12 protein-coding genes are annotated in these 16,668 nt (G+C 63.6%); 5 read left to right on the forward strand and 7 right to left on the reverse strand.

The window, feature by feature from the left end; translation table 11 throughout:
* The first annotated feature begins 62 nt into the window (after positions 1-62).
* Positions 63-929 carry an inositol monophosphatase family protein gene (locus B7E02_RS11125; protein WP_425429796.1) on the forward strand — a complete coding sequence of 289 codons (867 nt, stop codon included), beginning with the start codon at positions 63-65 and terminating at the stop codon, positions 927-929.
* A gap of 6 nt (positions 930-935) precedes the next feature.
* Positions 936-1,721 carry a histidinol-phosphatase gene (gene hisN / locus B7E02_RS11130; protein ID WP_080796084.1) on the forward strand — a complete coding sequence of 262 codons (786 nt, stop codon included), beginning with the start codon at positions 936-938 and terminating at the stop codon, positions 1,719-1,721.
* Positions 1,722-1,730: 9 nt separating this feature from the next.
* On the opposite strand, the gene B7E02_RS11135 is transcribed toward hisN, so the two are convergent.
* The 5 genes from B7E02_RS11135 to B7E02_RS11155 form a co-directional block, all read right to left on the reverse strand.
* Positions 1,731-2,762, reverse strand: a complete 1,032-nt coding sequence (locus B7E02_RS11135; protein ID WP_080796085.1) for a S1 family peptidase — start codon at positions 2,760-2,762, stop codon at positions 1,731-1,733.
* 98 nt (positions 2,763-2,860) lie between these two features.
* Complete coding sequence (locus B7E02_RS11140; protein ID WP_080796087.1) at positions 2,861-3,220, reverse strand: biotin/lipoyl-containing protein; 360 nt, start codon at positions 3,218-3,220, stop codon at positions 2,861-2,863.
* Positions 3,221-3,232: 12 nt separating this feature from the next.
* Positions 3,233-3,484, reverse strand: coding sequence for a hypothetical protein (locus B7E02_RS11145; protein WP_080796912.1), 252 nt, complete (start codon positions 3,482-3,484; stop codon positions 3,233-3,235).
* Positions 3,485-3,493: 9 nt separating this feature from the next.
* The gene (locus B7E02_RS11150; RefSeq protein ID WP_080796089.1) at positions 3,494-5,044 is read right to left on the reverse strand and encodes an acyl-CoA carboxylase subunit beta; all 1,551 of its coding nucleotides are present in this window, start codon (positions 5,042-5,044) and stop codon (positions 3,494-3,496) included.
* A 2-nt stretch (positions 5,045-5,046) separates the two neighbouring features.
* A complete protein-coding gene (locus B7E02_RS11155) occupies positions 5,047-6,546 on the reverse strand; it encodes a methylmalonyl-CoA carboxytransferase subunit 5S (protein ID WP_080796092.1) in 1,500 nt (499 codons plus the stop codon).
* Positions 6,547-6,829: 283 nt separating this feature from the next.
* Between B7E02_RS11155 and B7E02_RS14805 the strand changes: the two genes are divergently transcribed.
* Complete coding sequence (locus B7E02_RS14805) at positions 6,830-6,952, forward strand: hypothetical protein (protein WP_281248240.1); 123 nt, start codon at positions 6,830-6,832, stop codon at positions 6,950-6,952.
* Between the two features lie 85 nt (positions 6,953-7,037).
* Here B7E02_RS14805 and B7E02_RS11160 read toward each other — a convergent pair whose 3' ends face one another.
* On the reverse strand, positions 7,038-8,483 hold the full coding sequence (locus tag B7E02_RS11160; RefSeq protein ID WP_080796913.1) for a GntR family transcriptional regulator: 1,446 nt from the start codon (positions 8,481-8,483) through the stop codon (positions 7,038-7,040).
* A gap of 167 nt (positions 8,484-8,650) precedes the next feature.
* Here B7E02_RS11160 and B7E02_RS11165 point away from each other — a divergent pair, with 167 nt between their 5' ends.
* Positions 8,651-12,208 carry a bifunctional proline dehydrogenase/L-glutamate gamma-semialdehyde dehydrogenase gene (locus B7E02_RS11165; RefSeq protein WP_080796094.1) on the forward strand — a complete coding sequence of 1,186 codons (3,558 nt, stop codon included), beginning with the start codon at positions 8,651-8,653 and terminating at the stop codon, positions 12,206-12,208.
* Here B7E02_RS11165 and B7E02_RS11170 read toward each other — a convergent pair.
* On the reverse strand, positions 12,196-14,628 hold the full coding sequence (locus B7E02_RS11170) for an AAA family ATPase (RefSeq protein ID WP_425429797.1): 2,433 nt from the start codon (positions 14,626-14,628) through the stop codon (positions 12,196-12,198). The two genes, B7E02_RS11165 and B7E02_RS11170, sit on opposite strands and share 13 nt — an antisense overlap.
* A gap of 276 nt (positions 14,629-14,904) precedes the next feature.
* Between B7E02_RS11170 and B7E02_RS11175 the strand changes: the two genes are divergently transcribed.
* A complete protein-coding gene (locus tag B7E02_RS11175; protein WP_080796095.1) occupies positions 14,905-16,068 on the forward strand; it encodes a TIGR04053 family radical SAM/SPASM domain-containing protein in 1,164 nt (387 codons plus the stop codon).
* Positions 16,069-16,668: the final 600 nt, after the last annotated feature.

Here is a 16,668-nt window from a genome sequence, read left to right on the forward strand (position 1 = left end):
GCGGTCCCGGCAATGCCCCTCGAGTTCAGCGACCACGCCCGCAAGGATGCACAATGGGAGGCATGAATGATGCCAAGCAGATGCAGCCGACCGCAACCCTGGAGCAGATGATCGGGGCGATCACAAAAACCTTCACCATCGCCCATGAACAGGATTCGGATGAGCATCTCGCGCAGACTCTGGTGTTCAACGCGGGCAGGCTGGCATGGCGGATGCGGGAGAACGGGGTGGACACCGATTACAAGACCTCCGTATCCGATGTGGTCACCGACGCCGACCGGGCGGCGGAGTCCTTCGTCGCGGGGGTCCTTGAGGCCCTGCGGCCGGAGGACGGCATCCTGGGTGAGGAGGGTGCGCACCGGGCGTCGACAAGCGGGAGAACCTGGGTGATCGATCCCGTCGACGGCACCTACAACTTCACCCGGGGCAGCGACTACTGGTGCTCCGCACTCGCGCTCGTCGAAGGTGACCCCGCGGCACCGGAGCGCGTGGTCTTCGGGGCGGTGCACCGCCCCGCCATGGGATACACCTGGTTCGGTGGCCCCGGAATCCGCAGCACACGCGATTCCAGGGAACTGCCCCTGCTTGTCGACGCTCCCTGCGGTGACATCTCACTGGCCACCTACATCCACCCGGTTTGGCTGGCGAAGGAGCGGGTGCGCGGCGTTTGGGCGGAGGTGGCGACCCACTTCGCCACCCTCAGGATGCTCGGGGCCGGGTCCGTCGACCTGGCCAGCGTCGCGGACGGCACCTGGGGTGCCTGGATGCAGCACAGCGTCGCCGACTGGGACTGGCTACCCGGCCGTGCCCTCGTCGAGGGTGCGGGCGGCGCCTGCGTCAAGGTCGACGCCGGCGGGGTCACCTGGTGTGTCGCGGGTAACCCGCAGGCGGTCACGGAGATCTCCGCGATCCTGGGCGCACTAGACTGATAACCCATGAGCAACTACGCCGACGATCTCGCCCTGGCAATCGAACTTGCCGAGCTTGCCGATACCATCACCCTCGACCGCTTCGAGGCCGCCGACCTCGATGTCTCGGCGAAACCCGACATGACCCCGGTCAGCGACGCCGACCTGGCCACTGAGAAGGCACTGCGTGAGCGGATCGCCTCGGTCCGCCCCTCCGACTCCATTCTCGGCGAGGAATTCGGCGGCGAGGTTGAATTCACGGGACGCCAGTGGGTGATCGACCCGATCGACGGCACCAAGAACTACGTCCGCGGTGTCCCCGTGTGGGCCACCCTGATCGCCCTGCTGGAGGACGGTCGGCCCGTCGTCGGCGTGGTGTCAGCACCCGCACTGTCCAGGCGCTGGTGGGCCGCCGAGGAATCCGGTGCCTGGCGCAGCTTCAACGGGGGCTCACCCAGAAAGCTCGGTGTCTCCGGAGTCTCCACCCTCTCCGACTCCTCCCTGTCCTTCTCCTCGCTCGAGGGCTGGGCGGCGCGGGGACTGCGGGAGAATTTCATCGCGCTGAGCGACCGGACCTGGCGGCTGCGCGGGTACGGCGACTTCTTCTCCTACTGTCTTGTCGCCGAGGGCGCGGTGGACATCGCCGCGGAACCCGAGGTCAGCCTCTGGGATCTCGCGGCCCTGTCGGTGCTGGTCACCGAGGCTGGGGGTCGCTTCACCTCCTTGGCGGGCCAGGACGGCCCCCATGGAGGCGATGCCCTGGCCACCAACGGTCCGCTCCACGATGAGGTACGTCGCGCCCTCGTCGGTTGAGCGGCGTGCTCATTCGATGCGGGCGGGCGTGAAACCGCTGCCCGGACCCTCGCTGCCATCCATGTCACGGAGAATCTGGTCCATGTTCACCGACAATGACGGCATGAAAAGCGGACCCTGCAGCGGGGTTCTACAGGCGAGATCATAGTTGGGGATCATGCCGCCCGACATGACCCCCACCAGCCGGGTACCGGCGAGCACGGGAGCACCGGAATCACCACGGTTGGCGCACAGCTGGGACATGGTGCTGCGCTGATCGGCGGTCCACACCGGTCCACAGGTTCGGCCCGTGGCCACGCCGGTCTTACACAGCTGCTGACCGCCGACAACCGTGCCCCCGATCTCATCGACGGTGACGCCGTTGTAGGAATTGGTTATTGCCGCATTGGATCCCAGCTCAATGACCGAGTAGTCCGAGCCGGTCCCCGTGGCCACCACCGTGCCGGAGTCGCCGACCCAGTAGGAATCCGCGGAACGGACGCTGTCCCCAACCTTTCCGCAGTGCCCGGCGGTGATCCCGATTTTTCGCCCCTCGGCGTCGGTTCCGGTCACCGCGAGTGTGCACATGGAGTGTTCACCTAGGTAGATGGGGGTACCCGGCCCATAGAGGGATGTACCCTGCGACTCGGCCTCAATGGACTCCGCAGGTACCGCGGGGGCGTTGAACCAGGAACCCTGCACGCGGTGCACCACCTCCCCGGGGGTGGCCGCCATGATCTGTGATTCCAGGTCGGTGCGCACCTCATAGTTCGGAAGTGGCTGCGCTGCCCCGATCTCGACCACCGGCGCCGGAGCAGGGGTCCGCACCCCGCCGAAGTCGGCCAGGGCGGCCTCGATGCCGCTGTTGACGCTCGCATCGAGATCCTCCGCGACTCGGCGGTCCAGAGCCGGTCCGTACCCTGAGAATGTGGCGTTCGCCTGATCCACAATGGCCGCGGTATCGACCCACTGCGCAGCATGCACCGGGGGTGCGAATAGACTCACCGCTGCCACCAGCACTGAGGTGGTGAGCAGGGGACGCGGTGGGACCAATCGGTGCATGGCGGTTCAGCATCGCTTTCTTCGGAGTACGGAGCGGGTGATTTCCTCTATACTGCCATGCCCCCGTGGGTCTGGAGACAACAATCGCCGAGTGTGGTCTAGTCGATTTCGACGAGGGACTGACCGCCCTGCACCGCATCCCCCTCCTTGACGTTGAGGGCTGCGACAACGCCTGCCGCGGGTGCGGTAATCTCCGTCTCCATCTTCATGGCTTCGAGGATGAGAAGGACCTGACCAGCCTCGATCTCCTCGCCAACCTCGACGAGGACCTTGAAGACGGACCCGGCTAGAGGTGCGACGATGGCGTTGGCGGCCACGCCCTGCACCGAGGCGGTGGTGGGGGCGGCGGGGGTGTTTCCCCGTGAACCGATGACGATGGATCCGAGGGTCTTCTGCTCCTCCTCCACCTCCACGTCCACGCTGTAGGCAATACCGTTGACTGTGACTTTGAGTTTCATTTTCCTCGACCTCTAGAACAGTTGGGAGTGGTCCTGGACACGCTGCCGGCCCTGCGCAGCCCACGTCCGATGACGTTGGAGTCTGACGGCCCTCACCTTTCCGCGGTTACCCATGTAGGCCGAAACCGCGGCGGAGATGGCGAGGAGGATGTCCTCCGGTATATCTGCGTCGGAGCGCGCACGGAGATCGGCGAGCTCCGATTCGACGGAATCCAGTCGCGCCGAGAGCTGTGCGACCAGTTCCTCGAGCTGTTTCTTTTCCATCATCATCTCCTAGGACGGTCCGAGTCCGTGTTTCTTCGACGGACGGCTGACGCGCTTGTTCGCCAGGAGCTCGAGGGCATCGGCGATCTGGAGGCGGGTGTAGGCGGGATCGATGATGTCGTCGACGAGTCCCCTGGAGGCTGCCATGTAGGGCGAGGAGAAGGTGTCCTTGTACTCCTGGATCAGTTGCTCCCGGCGCGCCGGCTTATCCTCCGCCGCCTCGATCTCCCTGCGGAAGACCACATTGACGGCACCATCGGCACCCATGACGGCGATTTCCGCGGTGGGCCAGGCGAAGACGCGGTCGGCGCCGAGGTCCTTGGAGCACATGGCCAGGTGGGCACCACCGTAGGACTTGCGCAGCACGACGGTCAGCTTGGGCACCGAGGCCGCGGAGTAGGCGTAGAGCATCTTCGCACCGTGGCGGATGATCCCGCCGTGCTCCTGGGCGACGCCGGGCATGAAGCCGGGGACGTCCACCAGAGTGACCAGTGGAATGTTGAAGGCGTTGCAGAAACGGATGAAGGAACTCGCCTTGTCTGAGGAATTGATGTCGAGCACTCCCGACATCACCTGTGGCTGATTGGCTACGATTCCCACGGTGCGACCGGTGATCCTGGCGAAACCGACCACGATATTGCGAGCGAATCCCTCCTGGACCTCCAGGAAATCGGCGCGGTCGACGATCCGGGCGATCACCTCGCGGACGTCGTAGCCCTTCTTGCCGTCGACGGGTACCAGGTCGCGCAGCACCTCATCGGGTTCGACATCGAGGTCCGCTTCCACGATGGGCGGCTCCTCCGTGTTGTTCTGCGGGAGGAAGCTCAAGAGCTTCTGCGCTATCAGCAGAGCCTGTTCGTCGTTCTCGGCTTCGAAATGGATATTGCCGGCCTTGGACATATGGGCGTCGACACCACCGAGCTGCTCGGCGGTGACGTCCTCACCGGTGACCGACTTGATCACGCCGGGACCGGTGATGAACATCTGCGCACCGCGCACCTGGATGATGAAATCCGTCAGGGCCGGGGAATACGCCGCCCCACCGGCGCAGGGGCCGGCAATGATGGAGATCTGCGGGACGAGTCCGGAGAGCAGGACGTTGTTGTAGAAGACCTTTCCATATCCGGAGAGGGAGTCAATGCCCTCCTGGACGCGGGCACCACCGGAATCATTGATGAACACGAAGGGCGTACCGGTGGTGGCCGAGGCCTCCATCATCGCCGCCACCTTCTCGGACTGCGTCTCTCCCGCCGAGCCGCCCATGACCGTGAAGTCCTGGCTGGCGATGTGCACGGGCCGGCCGAAGACCGCGCCAACTCCGGTGACCACGCCATCGCCGGGCGCGTCGACCTTGTCCATGCCGAAGGCGGTGGTGCGGTGCTGGGCAAACATTCCGGTTTCCCGGAAGGTGCCCTGGTCGACGAAGGCATCGACGCGCTCGCGGGCGGTCAGCCGTCCCTTGTCGTGCTGTTTGTCAATTTTTGCCTGCCCGCCACCCAGTGCGACCCGTTGGCGTTCGACGGTCAGGGCGTCGAGACGTTCCTGCATACTCTGTTCCATGATTATTCTCCCGGCTCTACCTTGACCGTCTGACTGCGACCGCCCACGGTGATCTTGTATGTGATGGGTTCGCGAACGGCGTTCGCCTGTCCCGATGCCACGGCCTTCTCTCTGGCCAGTTGCTCCTGGGTCTTGCCCACGTTCTTCGGTCCCTCATCGCGTGTGGTGAAAAATCCCGGAGCCACGCCGGGGAAGAGCGCATTTGTCAGAACGTCCTCGTCGGTACCATCGAATCCGGGAAGGGATTCCGCCTCGGCGCGCAGCTGGTCCCACTCCGGCTCGAGCAGATCCGCCGGCCGCACGGTGATGGGCTCCTTCCTGGCCTGTGCCTCCGCCTGCCTGATCAGATCGGGATTGCGTTCGCCGATGCACTCCCCGTAGTAGCCGAGCATGAGGTCGGCGAATTCCGCGGTGAGCACCTTGTAGCGGCCCATGAGCACGTTGAACACCGCCTGGGTTCCGACGATCTGAGAGGAGGGGGTGACCAGTGGCGGGTACCCTGCGTCCTTGCGCACGACGGGCACCTCGAGCATCACCTCATCCATGCGGTCGGCGGCCCCCTGGGCGCGCAGCTGGCCCTCCATGTTGGAGAGCATGCCACCCGGGATCTGCGAGAGGAAGATATTGGTATCCACCAGGGTCTTCGACTCGAATTCCGCGTACTTTGGGCGGACCTGCTTGAAGTGGTCGCGGATGTTGATCAGGCGGTGCATGTCCAGACCGGTTTCAAAACCGGTGCCCTCCAGCATCTCGGCGAAGGACTCGGTGGGATTGTGCCCCGGTCCCAGCGACATCGAGGAGATGGCGGTGTCCACCACGTCCGCGCCGGCCTCGATCGCCTTGAGCAGCGTCACCATGGTCACACCGGTGGTCGAGTGACAGTGAACGTTGATCTGTGTCTCCTCGCCGTAGGTGTCCTTGATCCCGCGGATAATGTCATAGGCCGGCTGTGGTTTGAGCAGCGCCGCCATATCTTTAAGGGCGATGGAATCCGCCCCCATGTTCAGGAGCCGACCGGCCTGCTCGATGTAGCCCTCCACCGTGTGCAGCGGCGAGGTGGTGTAGCAGATTGTGCCCTGGGCGTGCCCACCGACCTGCTTCACCGCGGACATCGCGCGCTCCAGGTTGCGGGGATCGTTGAGGGCGTCGAAGACACGGAAGACATCCATGCCGTTTTCCTTGGACTTCTCCACGAACTTGTCCACCACCATGTCCTCGTAGTGGCGGTATCCCAGGAGGTTCTGCCCTCGTAGCAGCATCTGCAGGCGTGAATTGGGCATCAGTTCGCGGAATGTGCGCAGCCTCTTCCACGGATCCTCGTTGAGGAAGCGGATGCAGGCATCAAAGGTCGCCCCGCCCCAGCACTCGACGCTCCAGTATCCGGCGTTATCTATGTCCTCACATGCTCCGACCATGTCCTCCATGGCCATTCTGGTTGCCATCAGGCTCTGGTGCGCGTCGCGCAGGGCCACCTCGGTTACACCAATTTGTCTTGGGCTCATAACTTCTAAAGATAGAGGTGTTGTGTAGATCTCGCAGCCCTTCCCACAGTTCCATTAGTCACACCATATAACCTGGATCACAGTGCCAAACGGGCGGTCAGTGGCACCTGCCGGGGCCGCTGAATCCACGCGTCCGCGGTGGAGGTCCCCGCCGACCCCCCCGCCCCGGTCATCGTGCCTTCCCGGCCCGTCAAGGTGATGATCCCTGACCACCTTCCCCTTATCTTCCACCGGTCAACTGCTCCCAGAGCCCCTTGTCAAAGGAGCTGCCGCGGTTGTCTGGGTGCTGTTCGGCGGACTGCTCAGCGGCAACTGGGAAACCATCATCACGCTGGTCGCGGTCCTCTGCGCCGGTGCCACGGCCTACATCGCCCCCAGCCGCATTGAATCCGCGCGACTACGGTAACCGTGATCGTGGCACCCCGATAGGCAGACCCCGGTCATCGTGCCTTCCCGGCCCGTCAAGGTGATGATCCCTGACCACCTTCCCCTTATCTTCCACCGGTCAACTGCTCCCAGAGCCCCTTGTCAAAGGCCACCGGAGATTTCGCGGACATGTGCTTGACGGCGTTGTCAAGCTTGGCCCACCACACCCGCACGGCCTCCTCCTGATCCCCGCTCACCAGCGCACGGAGAATCCGGCGGTCATCGCTGAGTATCCTGTCGATGGCGGGCCGGTAGTCCAGTCGCAGCACCGAGATGAACATTCGAACCCTCAGCGTCAGTGCATGAAAACTCCTCGCGGTCTGAAGCAACCCGCTACTGTCGGCGATCTCCTGCTGGAAATGCAGATCGGCCTGGTCCACATGGACGGAGGTCCCGTGGACCGCCGCCGCCTCGAGCGAACGCAACGCGATGCGCGGAGCGAGCATACTGTGTCTGGGCTGTGCGCTGCAGGCCCGGAGAATGAGGGTGCCCAGCTGCCGCCGTGCGGCGTAGAGATCAATGATGTCCCTGCCCGAGACCTCCGGAATGGAAAAGGAGCCTTCACCGAAGGTCAGCAGACCATCGTCGGTCATCCTCCGCATCGCGCTCCGCACGGTGGAAACCTGAATACCCATGTCCGAGGCCAGCATGGAGGGCGGGATCCGGTCGCCCGGTTGAAAACCTGAGTTCATGATCTCCTTGCGCAGAGAAATCGCGATCTGTTCGGTGATGGACAGTTCATTCTGCGGCAACCAGGGGGAATGCCGGGGTATGCGCTGGCCCGGAGCGGGATACTCCGGAAGCGGGAACGGATGTGAGTCAAAAACCTCGGAGGTTTCTCCTCCCTGTACGGACCGGCCGGAGGAGTGGAGACGCCGCCACCGGACCCCGTGCAGCCCCCGATCGGCGCGTTGGGCGAGTAGGGCGAGAAGATCTCCCGGTATGGAATCGGCGTCGGTGGTGCAGGCGGACAACGCCACGGCGACACCATCGAGGAAGTCATCCCAGGCAGGACCCCCGGGGCGCCACCGGATACTCCTCGTCCCTCCGGTCGACTCCTCCGCTGCCGCACCCCCGGAGTCTTCCAGGGGTTTGTTGGGCTTCCAGTCACGAGCACCGGAAACCCGGAGCGCCGCCATCACGGCGGTGGCCCGCCTGGCCGATGCATGGACCTGGGTGCCCATGTGATCCCCGGATTCGGCGAGGACGATGGTGATCTCCGGGAACTCCACGGTGAACTCGACGATGTGGAGACGACCTCCCTCATCCGGAGCGCCTCCCCCAGCACCCGCCCGCCGGATATTCACAACCGCCCTGCTGACCACCGTCTGGCTCAGACCGGTCAGAGACGAGATCCTTCTCGTTGAGTAGTCACGGCTGCCCACTCGCGGGCCGGCGGTGGCGATGACACTGGCCACGATGTCATCGGCCGTCTCCTGAATCCGCGGTCGACCCGCACCCCGCCGGGTCTTATCTCCGCGCCCGCGGGTCCGCTCCGGGGTTGCTGCCATGCTCATAATTTTGACTCAAAGGATTTCACAGAGCAAGCAATTCCTTTCTTTCCGGAATGCCAGCACCCACACTGACTTCTATCGCGCCACCCCGGGTGGCGCACCCGCCGGTGCCCGACCCGGGAACCGGGGAGGTCAAGAAACGGAACCGATCGAGAAGAGGCATCATGACTGCACACGTGTCCGGCACCACCCACCTGCCCGAGGATCTGGAAAGCATCACCGATGCCGCCGTGGATACGGTTCGCCGGTGGCTGGTGTCCAGCGAGGGAAGAGCCACACCCCACGCATCGGCCGCGCGTCTGTCAGCTGTCCTCTCCGACCCTAACGGACTCGACTTCACGGTTGGATTCGTCGACCGCGTGGTCCGAACGGAGGATGAGAGGGCCGCCGCCCGTGCCCTCACCGAACTCGGCGGCATCACTCCGAGGACGCTGCCCGCACTCGACCGGGCACAGATCCGTGTGGGCGCGGCCGTGGCACGGTATCTGCCATCCGTTGTCATCCCGGCTGCGCGTACCAGGATCCGATCCATGGTCGGCCACATGATCGTCGATGCCCGAGACAAACAGTTCAGCAGGGCCGTTGAGGAGCTGACCAGGGAGGGCAACCGCCTCAATATCAATCTGCTCGGTGAGGCTGTTCTGGGAGAGGACGAGGCGGACCGCCATCTCGAGGACACCCGTCGGCTCCTCGCCCGCCGGGATGTGGACTACGTATCGGTCAAGATATCCTCGATCACCTCCCTGATATCGATGTGGGGCTTCGATGAAACCGTGGACCGCGTGGTCACACGCCTCACCCCGCTCTATCGTGAAGCGGCTGCCGCACCGCGCGGCTCCACGTTCATCAATCTCGACATGGAGGAATACCGTGACCTGCGGCTGACCATCGAGGTCTTCCGTCGGCTCCTGTCCCTTCCGGAAACCAGGCACCTGGAGGCCGGAATCGTGCTTCAGGCCTACCTACCGGATGCCCTCGGCGCCATGCAGGAACTCTCGGCCTTCGCCGACAGTCGTGTCGCGGAGGGTGGCGCGGGAATCAAGGTCCGCCTGGTCAAGGGAGCAAATCTGGCCATGGAGCGGGTCCACGCGGAGATCGCCGGATGGCCGGTGGCCACCTGCGGATCCAAACAGGCAACGGATGCGAACTACAAGCTCGTCCTGCACTGGACGTTGCAGCGCAAGCACATGAGGGGTCTGCGCATCGGGGTCGCCGGACACAACCTCTTCGATATCGCATTCGCCCATCTGCTCAGCGTGCGAAACGAGGTGACCGACCGCGTCGAGTTCGAGATGCTTCAGGGCATGGCCACTGAACAGGCCGCGGCCGTGAGCGAGGATGTGGGTCGGCTCCTGCTCTATGTTCCGGCCGTTCGCCCGGAGGAATTCGATGTGGCCATTTCCTACCTGGTCCGTCGTCTCGAGGAGAACGCGGCCAGCGAGAACTTCATGTCCGGGATCTTCGATCTCAAACCCGGCAATGAGATCTTCCGCAGGGAGGAGGAGCGGTTCCGTTCCTCCATCGGGGATCTGGCGGAGATACTCAACCGGGGTGCCCACGATGCCCCCGCACCGAACCATCTTCAGGATCGGGAGGCTGAAGAGGAGGGGAACTCCGAGCCGGTGGACCATCCGGCGCTCCCGGAGTTCCGCAATGAACCGGACACCAACCCCGCCCTGGCCGCAAATCAGAGGTGGGCGCGCAGGGCGATGGAGCGTTCCGCCGAGCCCGGCTGGTTGGATCGGCAGGCCGGGCCACGGATCATCGAGAACTCACAGGTCGATGAATTGGTCAGCACCGCTCACAGTGCCGCGGCCACGTGGGCGGCTTCGCCCGCGGAGGATCGCGCGCGCATCCTTTTCCGCGCCGCCGATATCCTCGTCTCCCGGCGCGGCCACCTGGCCTCCATCGCGGCCGCGGAGGTGGGCAAATCCATCGCACAGTCCGATCCGGAGATCTCCGAGGCAATCGACTTCGCGAGGTACTACGGGCGGCAGGCCATTGAGCTGGAGAACGTGGACAATGCCGTGTTCACCCCCGACAGGGTGGTTCTGGTCACCCCTCCCTGGAACTTCCCCATCGCCATCCCCGCCGGATCGACCTTCGCGGCATTGGCGGCGGGGGCCGCGGTCATCCACAAACCCTCGAAGCCCAGCCCGCACTGCTCCATGGCAATCGTTGAAGCCCTGTGGGAGGCCGGCGTCCCCCGGGACGTGCTCCACGGTGTCTATCCGGCGGACCGCGAGGCCGGCCGTGCGTTGGTCAGCCATCCCAGAATTGACCGGGTGATCCTTACCGGCGCATCCGAAACCGCCTCCATGTTCGCCTCCTGGCGTCCGGAGCTGAAGATCAGTGCGGAAACCTCGGGAAAGAACGCCATGGTGATCACGCCCGCCGCGGACCGCGATCTCGCGGTCGCGGATCTGATCATTTCCGCCTTCGGCCACGCCGGTCAGAAGTGCTCGGCGGCTTCCCTCGGCATTCTCGTCGACAGTGTCTACACCTCCGAACGCTTCCGGCGTCAGCTCGTCGATGCGGCATCCTCGATGGTGGTGGACTGGCCGAGCAATCTCAGTGCCACTATGGGTCCGCTGACGGAGCTGCCCGGCGACAAGCTCCGACGGGCGCTGACACAGCTCGATGAGGGTGAGAGGTGGTTGCTCGAGCCGAGGCAGCTCGATGATTCCGGACTGCTCTGGTCCCCTGGGATCAAGGAGGGTGTCAGACCCGGTTCATTCTTCCACCTCACCGAGGTCTTCGGCCCGGTGCTCGGATTGATGCATGCCAGGGATCTCGATCACGCCCTGGAACTCCAGAATGCCACGGACTTCGGATTGACCGGCGGTATCCAGAGTCTTGATCCCGAGGAGGTGCGGACCTGGATCGACGGTGTGCAGGTGGGCAATGCCTACGTCAACCGCGGGATCACCGGCGCGATCGTCCAGCGGCAGTCATTCGGCGGCTGGAAGAAGTCCTCGGTGGGCCTCGGCTCGAAGGCCGGTGGCCCCAACTACACCATGCTCATGGGTACCTGGCAGGACGCGACCAGCGTGGACGGGGAGAGCCGGGGAAGTGGGGATTCCATGGCGGATGCACTCATCGACCGCCTGCGCGGGCAGGAGCTTATCGACGCCCACGCCGCCGACTGGCTCACCGAGGCCGCCAGAAGCGACGATCGTGCGTGGTCCAAGGAATTCGGTACCACGCAGGACAGGAGCGCGCTGCGGAGCGAGGCCAATATCTTCCGCTACCGGCCCGCGTCGGTGGTGCTGCGTGTCAGCCCGGACGCGGCCGCAGCCGACGTCGTTCGTGCCCTTTTCGCCGCCCGTCGTGCATGTGCGGACCTCAGGATCGTCAGCGATCCCGGCTGCTCGGAGAAGGTCGCTGCGGTACTTGCCGTCGCCCCCTCACTGCTCGGGTTCGCATCGGCGCAGGTTGTCGATGACTCCACGTTCGTGTCCAAACTTGCCTCCGGGGACTTCGACGATCAGGTCGGGATCAGGGTCCGGGTTCTCGGCTCAGTGACACGATTAACCCGCGAGCGTCTTGCCGCACGACCCGAAGTGGCGCTTCTCGACGACCCTGTCACCGCGTCCGGGCGCGTCGAGCTGCGTTTTTGGCTCAAGGAGCAGGCCGTCTCCATCACCCTGCACCGCTTCGGGAATCCCTCAGCCGCCTTCCGAGCACTGGCCGAGGAAATGTCCGCGGCTCAGCGGAGGTAGCGCCCTGTCACCGATTCGGCACTAGCTGCGATCTCCTCCGCCGTGCCGGTGGCCACCACCCTTCCGCCATGGCTGCCACCACCCGGTCCGATGTCGATGACATGGTCCGCGGAGCGCAGCACCTCAAGATCATGCTCAATCACCACCACGGTGTGTCCGGCATCGACTAGAGCCTGGAACTGCTCGATCAACAGGTCCACATCGCTCGGGTGCAACCCGGTGGTCGGCTCATCCAACAGGTACAGGGTGTGCCCCCGTGCCGACCGCCGAAGCTCCGCAGCCAGTTTAACCCGCTGGGCCTCTCCCCCGGAAAGCTCGGTGGCGGGTTGCCCGAGGCGCGCGTAGCCCAGACCGACGTCCGAAAGGGCTTCCAGCGCTTTGTAAATCCCCGGCTGGCCTGAGAACAGATCCCTGGCCGAGTCGACGGTGCGGGCGAGAACATCGGCAATGCTCATGCCCTCCCACCTGACCTTGAGCGTCTCTGCGTTGTAGCGGGCTCCGTGGCAGGTGGGACACGGTGCCGTTGTACCGGGCAGGAAGAGCAGTTCGACGGAAACCGTTCCCTGCCCCTGGCATGTTTCGCAGCGCCCACCGGGGACATTGAAGGAAAATCTACTGGAGTTCCATCCACGGGAACCTGCCTCGGGTGTCCCCGCGAAAAGCGCACGCACCTGATCGAACAGTCCCGTGTAGGTGGCGATCGTGGACCTGGGGGTTCGCCCAATGGGCTTCTGATCAACTTCGACCATCCTGGTCACGGACTCCGCACCCGACAGTCCCGCGGGAGTATGTCCGGAGAACATCTCCCGCAGATCGGGTGCGAGGACCCGATCAATGAGAGTCGTTTTTCCCGAGCCGCTGACGCCGGAAACCACCGTGAATGCATGGAGTGGGATGTCCACATCGACGCCCTTGAAGTTCCGAATATGAATGTCTTTCAGATGCAGGAACGTTCCGAGGTTGCGGTGGCGCGGAATACCGACGGCATCCCTCCGGAACAGATAGGGTCGCGTATGTGATGCGGCAACATCCGCGAGCCCCTCCACGGGTCCCGAGTAGAGGACGCGTCCGCCGTCCTCACCCGCGCCTGGTCCGATGTCGACGATCCAGTCCGCCCCGGCTGCCACACGCATATTGTGTTCCACGATCAGCACGGTGTTTCCCTGCTCTCGCAGTTCATTCAGTGCCCCGATAACACGGTCGGTGTCGCTGGGATGCAGTCCGCTGGAGGGCTCGTCCAGGACGTAGAGGACACCAAAGAGGCCGGATCTCAGTTGAGCGGCGAGCCTCAACCTCTGCAACTCCCCGGATGACAGTGAGGGTGCACTCCGGTTGATGGCCAGATAGTCCAGTCCCAGATCCCTCACGGTGGCTATGCGCTTCCGGAGGTCCCTGGCAAGGGCGACGGCCACCTCCGTCGTCTCGCCCGAGTCAGGTGAGACGACGGCCGCCACCGGATTCCTCAGCTCCGCGGTCGGACGAAGGATCTCATCAACATCCGAGATGGGGAGCTGCTGCATCTGATCGATGCTCTGTCCGGCGAAGGTCACTTTCAGCGCCTCCGGATTGATTCCCGTCCCCCGGCAGGTGACGCAGGGTTCCTCTGTGGTGAAACTCCTGGCGCGTCCGCGGTTTCTTTCCGAGTTCGATGAGTCGAGCGTGTGCAGGATATATCGCCGGGCGCTGGCGAAGGTTCCCCTGTAGGTGGTACTGCGGTTCCCGGGGTGCACCGTGACCGTGGGCTGTTCATCCGTAAAGAGGATCCACCTGCGTGTCTCCGCCGGAAGCTCGCGCCAGGGACGATCGAGGTCAACGCCCATCTCCTTCAGAATGTCCCTGTAGTTCTGCCCCTGCCAGGCTCCGGGCCACGCAGCAACCGCGCCGTCCCGGATACTGAGCGCCGGGTTGTGAACGAGGGTGTCCTCGGTGACCTCGGTGATTACTCCGCTTCCCTGGCACACGGGACAGACCCCGGCCACGGTGTTCGGTGAGAAGGCATCGGAATCCAGTCGACTGGTCGTTCCCTGCGGATAGCTCCCGGCGCGGGAATAGAGCATGCGCAAAGAATTGCCGATCCTGGTCATCGTGCCCACGGTGGTGCGCTCCGATGGCACTCCCCTCCGTTGCTGGAGCGCCAATGCCATCGGCAATCCGGTGATATCGCCAACATGTGGCGCGCCCACCTGCTGAATCAGACGTCGGGCATAGGGTGCGACAGATTCCAGGTATCGGCGCTGCGCCTCGGCGTAGATCGTGCCGAAAGCCAGTGTGGACTTCCCCGATCCGCTGACCCCGGTGAACACGATCAGCTTGTCGCGCGGTATCTCCACATCGACTGACCGCAGATTGTGGTCCGCAGCCTCGGTGACGGTGATGAAACCCTTGCGTGAATCCGACATGGAGAAGGTGACTCCCAACATTGTTCAGGCGGTGTACGACCCCACTCTAGGTGTAGGTGGCCGTGACGATGCGACGCCGTTGCATGGGCGCCGGACCTCCGAGGAATTGGCTCCTTTGTTCCTGGCCGCCTCGGTAGGTCTTCTCACCAGGCACGCGGCGCGCGATGGACCACCCTCCGATGAAAACAGCACACCCAGGACCACTTGATACATCTCACAGCATCATACTTTCGATGGATACTCGCCCGCTTCGGCATTAGCGTTGAAGGGAACACCTTTCAGAGCTCAGGAGAAACCATGCCACATGCGCCGGTGGTCCGTACCGTTCGCCATGACATCTCGACCAAACCTTTCATCGTCATCTGGGAAGTCACACGGGCCTGCGCGCTCGTATGCAGGCACTGCCGCGCCGACGCCCAGCACTCCGCCCACCCCCGCCAGCTCACCACGGAACAGGGCTTCCTGCTTCTCGACGCCCTGGCCGACTACCCCGCACCGCACCCACTGGTGGTCCTCACCGGTGGCGATCCTTTTGAAAGAGATGATCTGGAGGACCTGGTGCGTCATGGGACGCGACGTGGGCTGTCTGTGTCCCTTTCTCCTTCGGTCACCCCGAAGCTCACCCGGCCACGACTGGAGGCTCTGCACGAGGCGGGCGCCAGGGCCATGTCGATGTCACTGGATGGCGCGACCGCCGAGACCCATGATGCTTTCCGCGGCTTTCCCGGAACCTTCGATGCCACCGTGTCCATGGCACCGGTCATCGCCGAAATCGGCTACCGGCTCCAGATCAACTCAACGCTCACCCGCGACACCATTCGGGAAGCACCGGCGCTGCTGAAACAGGTCATGGAGATGGGAGCACGGATGTGGTACGTCTTCTTCCTCGTCCCCACGGGACGGGGTGCGCAGTTGAACTGCCTGGATCCGAACGAACGCGAGGATGTCCTGCACTGGCTTGCGGATGTCTCGGATCGTATAGCCATCAAAACCACGGAGGCACCCCAGTACCGCCGTGTTGTGCTGCAGAATGAGCAGGTGAGACAGGGAAGGATTCCCGCTTTTGTCGGCGGCTCTCTCTACCGGTGGCTGACGGTGGAAACCACCCGGCTCCTGGGAGCGTACCCCGAGGTACCGCGCCGCCCACGGCCACCAATGGCCGTGAACTCCGGATCGGGTTTCGCCTTCATCGATCACATCGGTGATGTCTATCCCAGTGGATTTCTGCCTCGGAACTGCGGGAGCGTTAAAGAGCGTTCTTTCGCCGACATCTATCGCGATTCTCCCGTGTTCCGCCAGCTTCGAGATCCGGATAGTTGGCTCGGCAAATGCGCAGTATGCGAATTCCACTCATTGTGCGGTGGTTCTCGCTCAACGGCGTATGCCCTGACCGGGGATATTCGGGCCTCCGATCCAACGTGCGCATACATCCCACCTGCCTGGGAGAGTACACGGGACTGATGCGGGGAGGGGCCTGACATCCAACCTTGTCGAAGACGAACGATACCTCAGCGAATCCCATGTAGACCTCAACGAGACGCTGCGCTAGAAATTCGACCGTGGTTACTATGACCGACAGCAGCATGCCAGCCGCTTTCAAAGAGGTTTTCGGTCACTTGTGTTCCCGCGCAAGTGGCCGTCTTCTTTTCCACTCGCATTGGGCTGCGCTCCGGATGAGTCCGTCGAGTACGGGAGCGGGAATCTTCCAACGCCCATTCGGCAAGCGAAGCGCACCCGAAATCTGCCCCTTCCTGCACCAATTCTGGATTGATCGCGTTGATGTTCCAGGCGGGGCGGTTGCGACTTCCCTCGGTGACAACCATTCACTTTTATGTAGATGTTCCACTTTCGTTGCATTCATACATTGGAAGATGCCCGTCCGTCGCCTTAGTTCGCAACAGCACGTTGCGAAAGGTGGTCTATTTGCTGAAAGTTCGAAACATGGTCAAATTGAAACAACAGCGGAGGTTCTATTCCGCAGACGAAGCTATCGGCGCGAAGGTCAATCGACTTCTCTTCGTACAAGGACAAACCCGGATGTCACTGGCCGAAGCATTGGGG

Origin of the sequence: Corynebacterium pacaense (genome assembly GCF_900169525.1) — a bacterium.
In the GTDB taxonomy this organism is placed as follows: Bacteria; Actinomycetota; Actinomycetes; order Mycobacteriales; family Mycobacteriaceae; genus Corynebacterium; species Corynebacterium pacaense.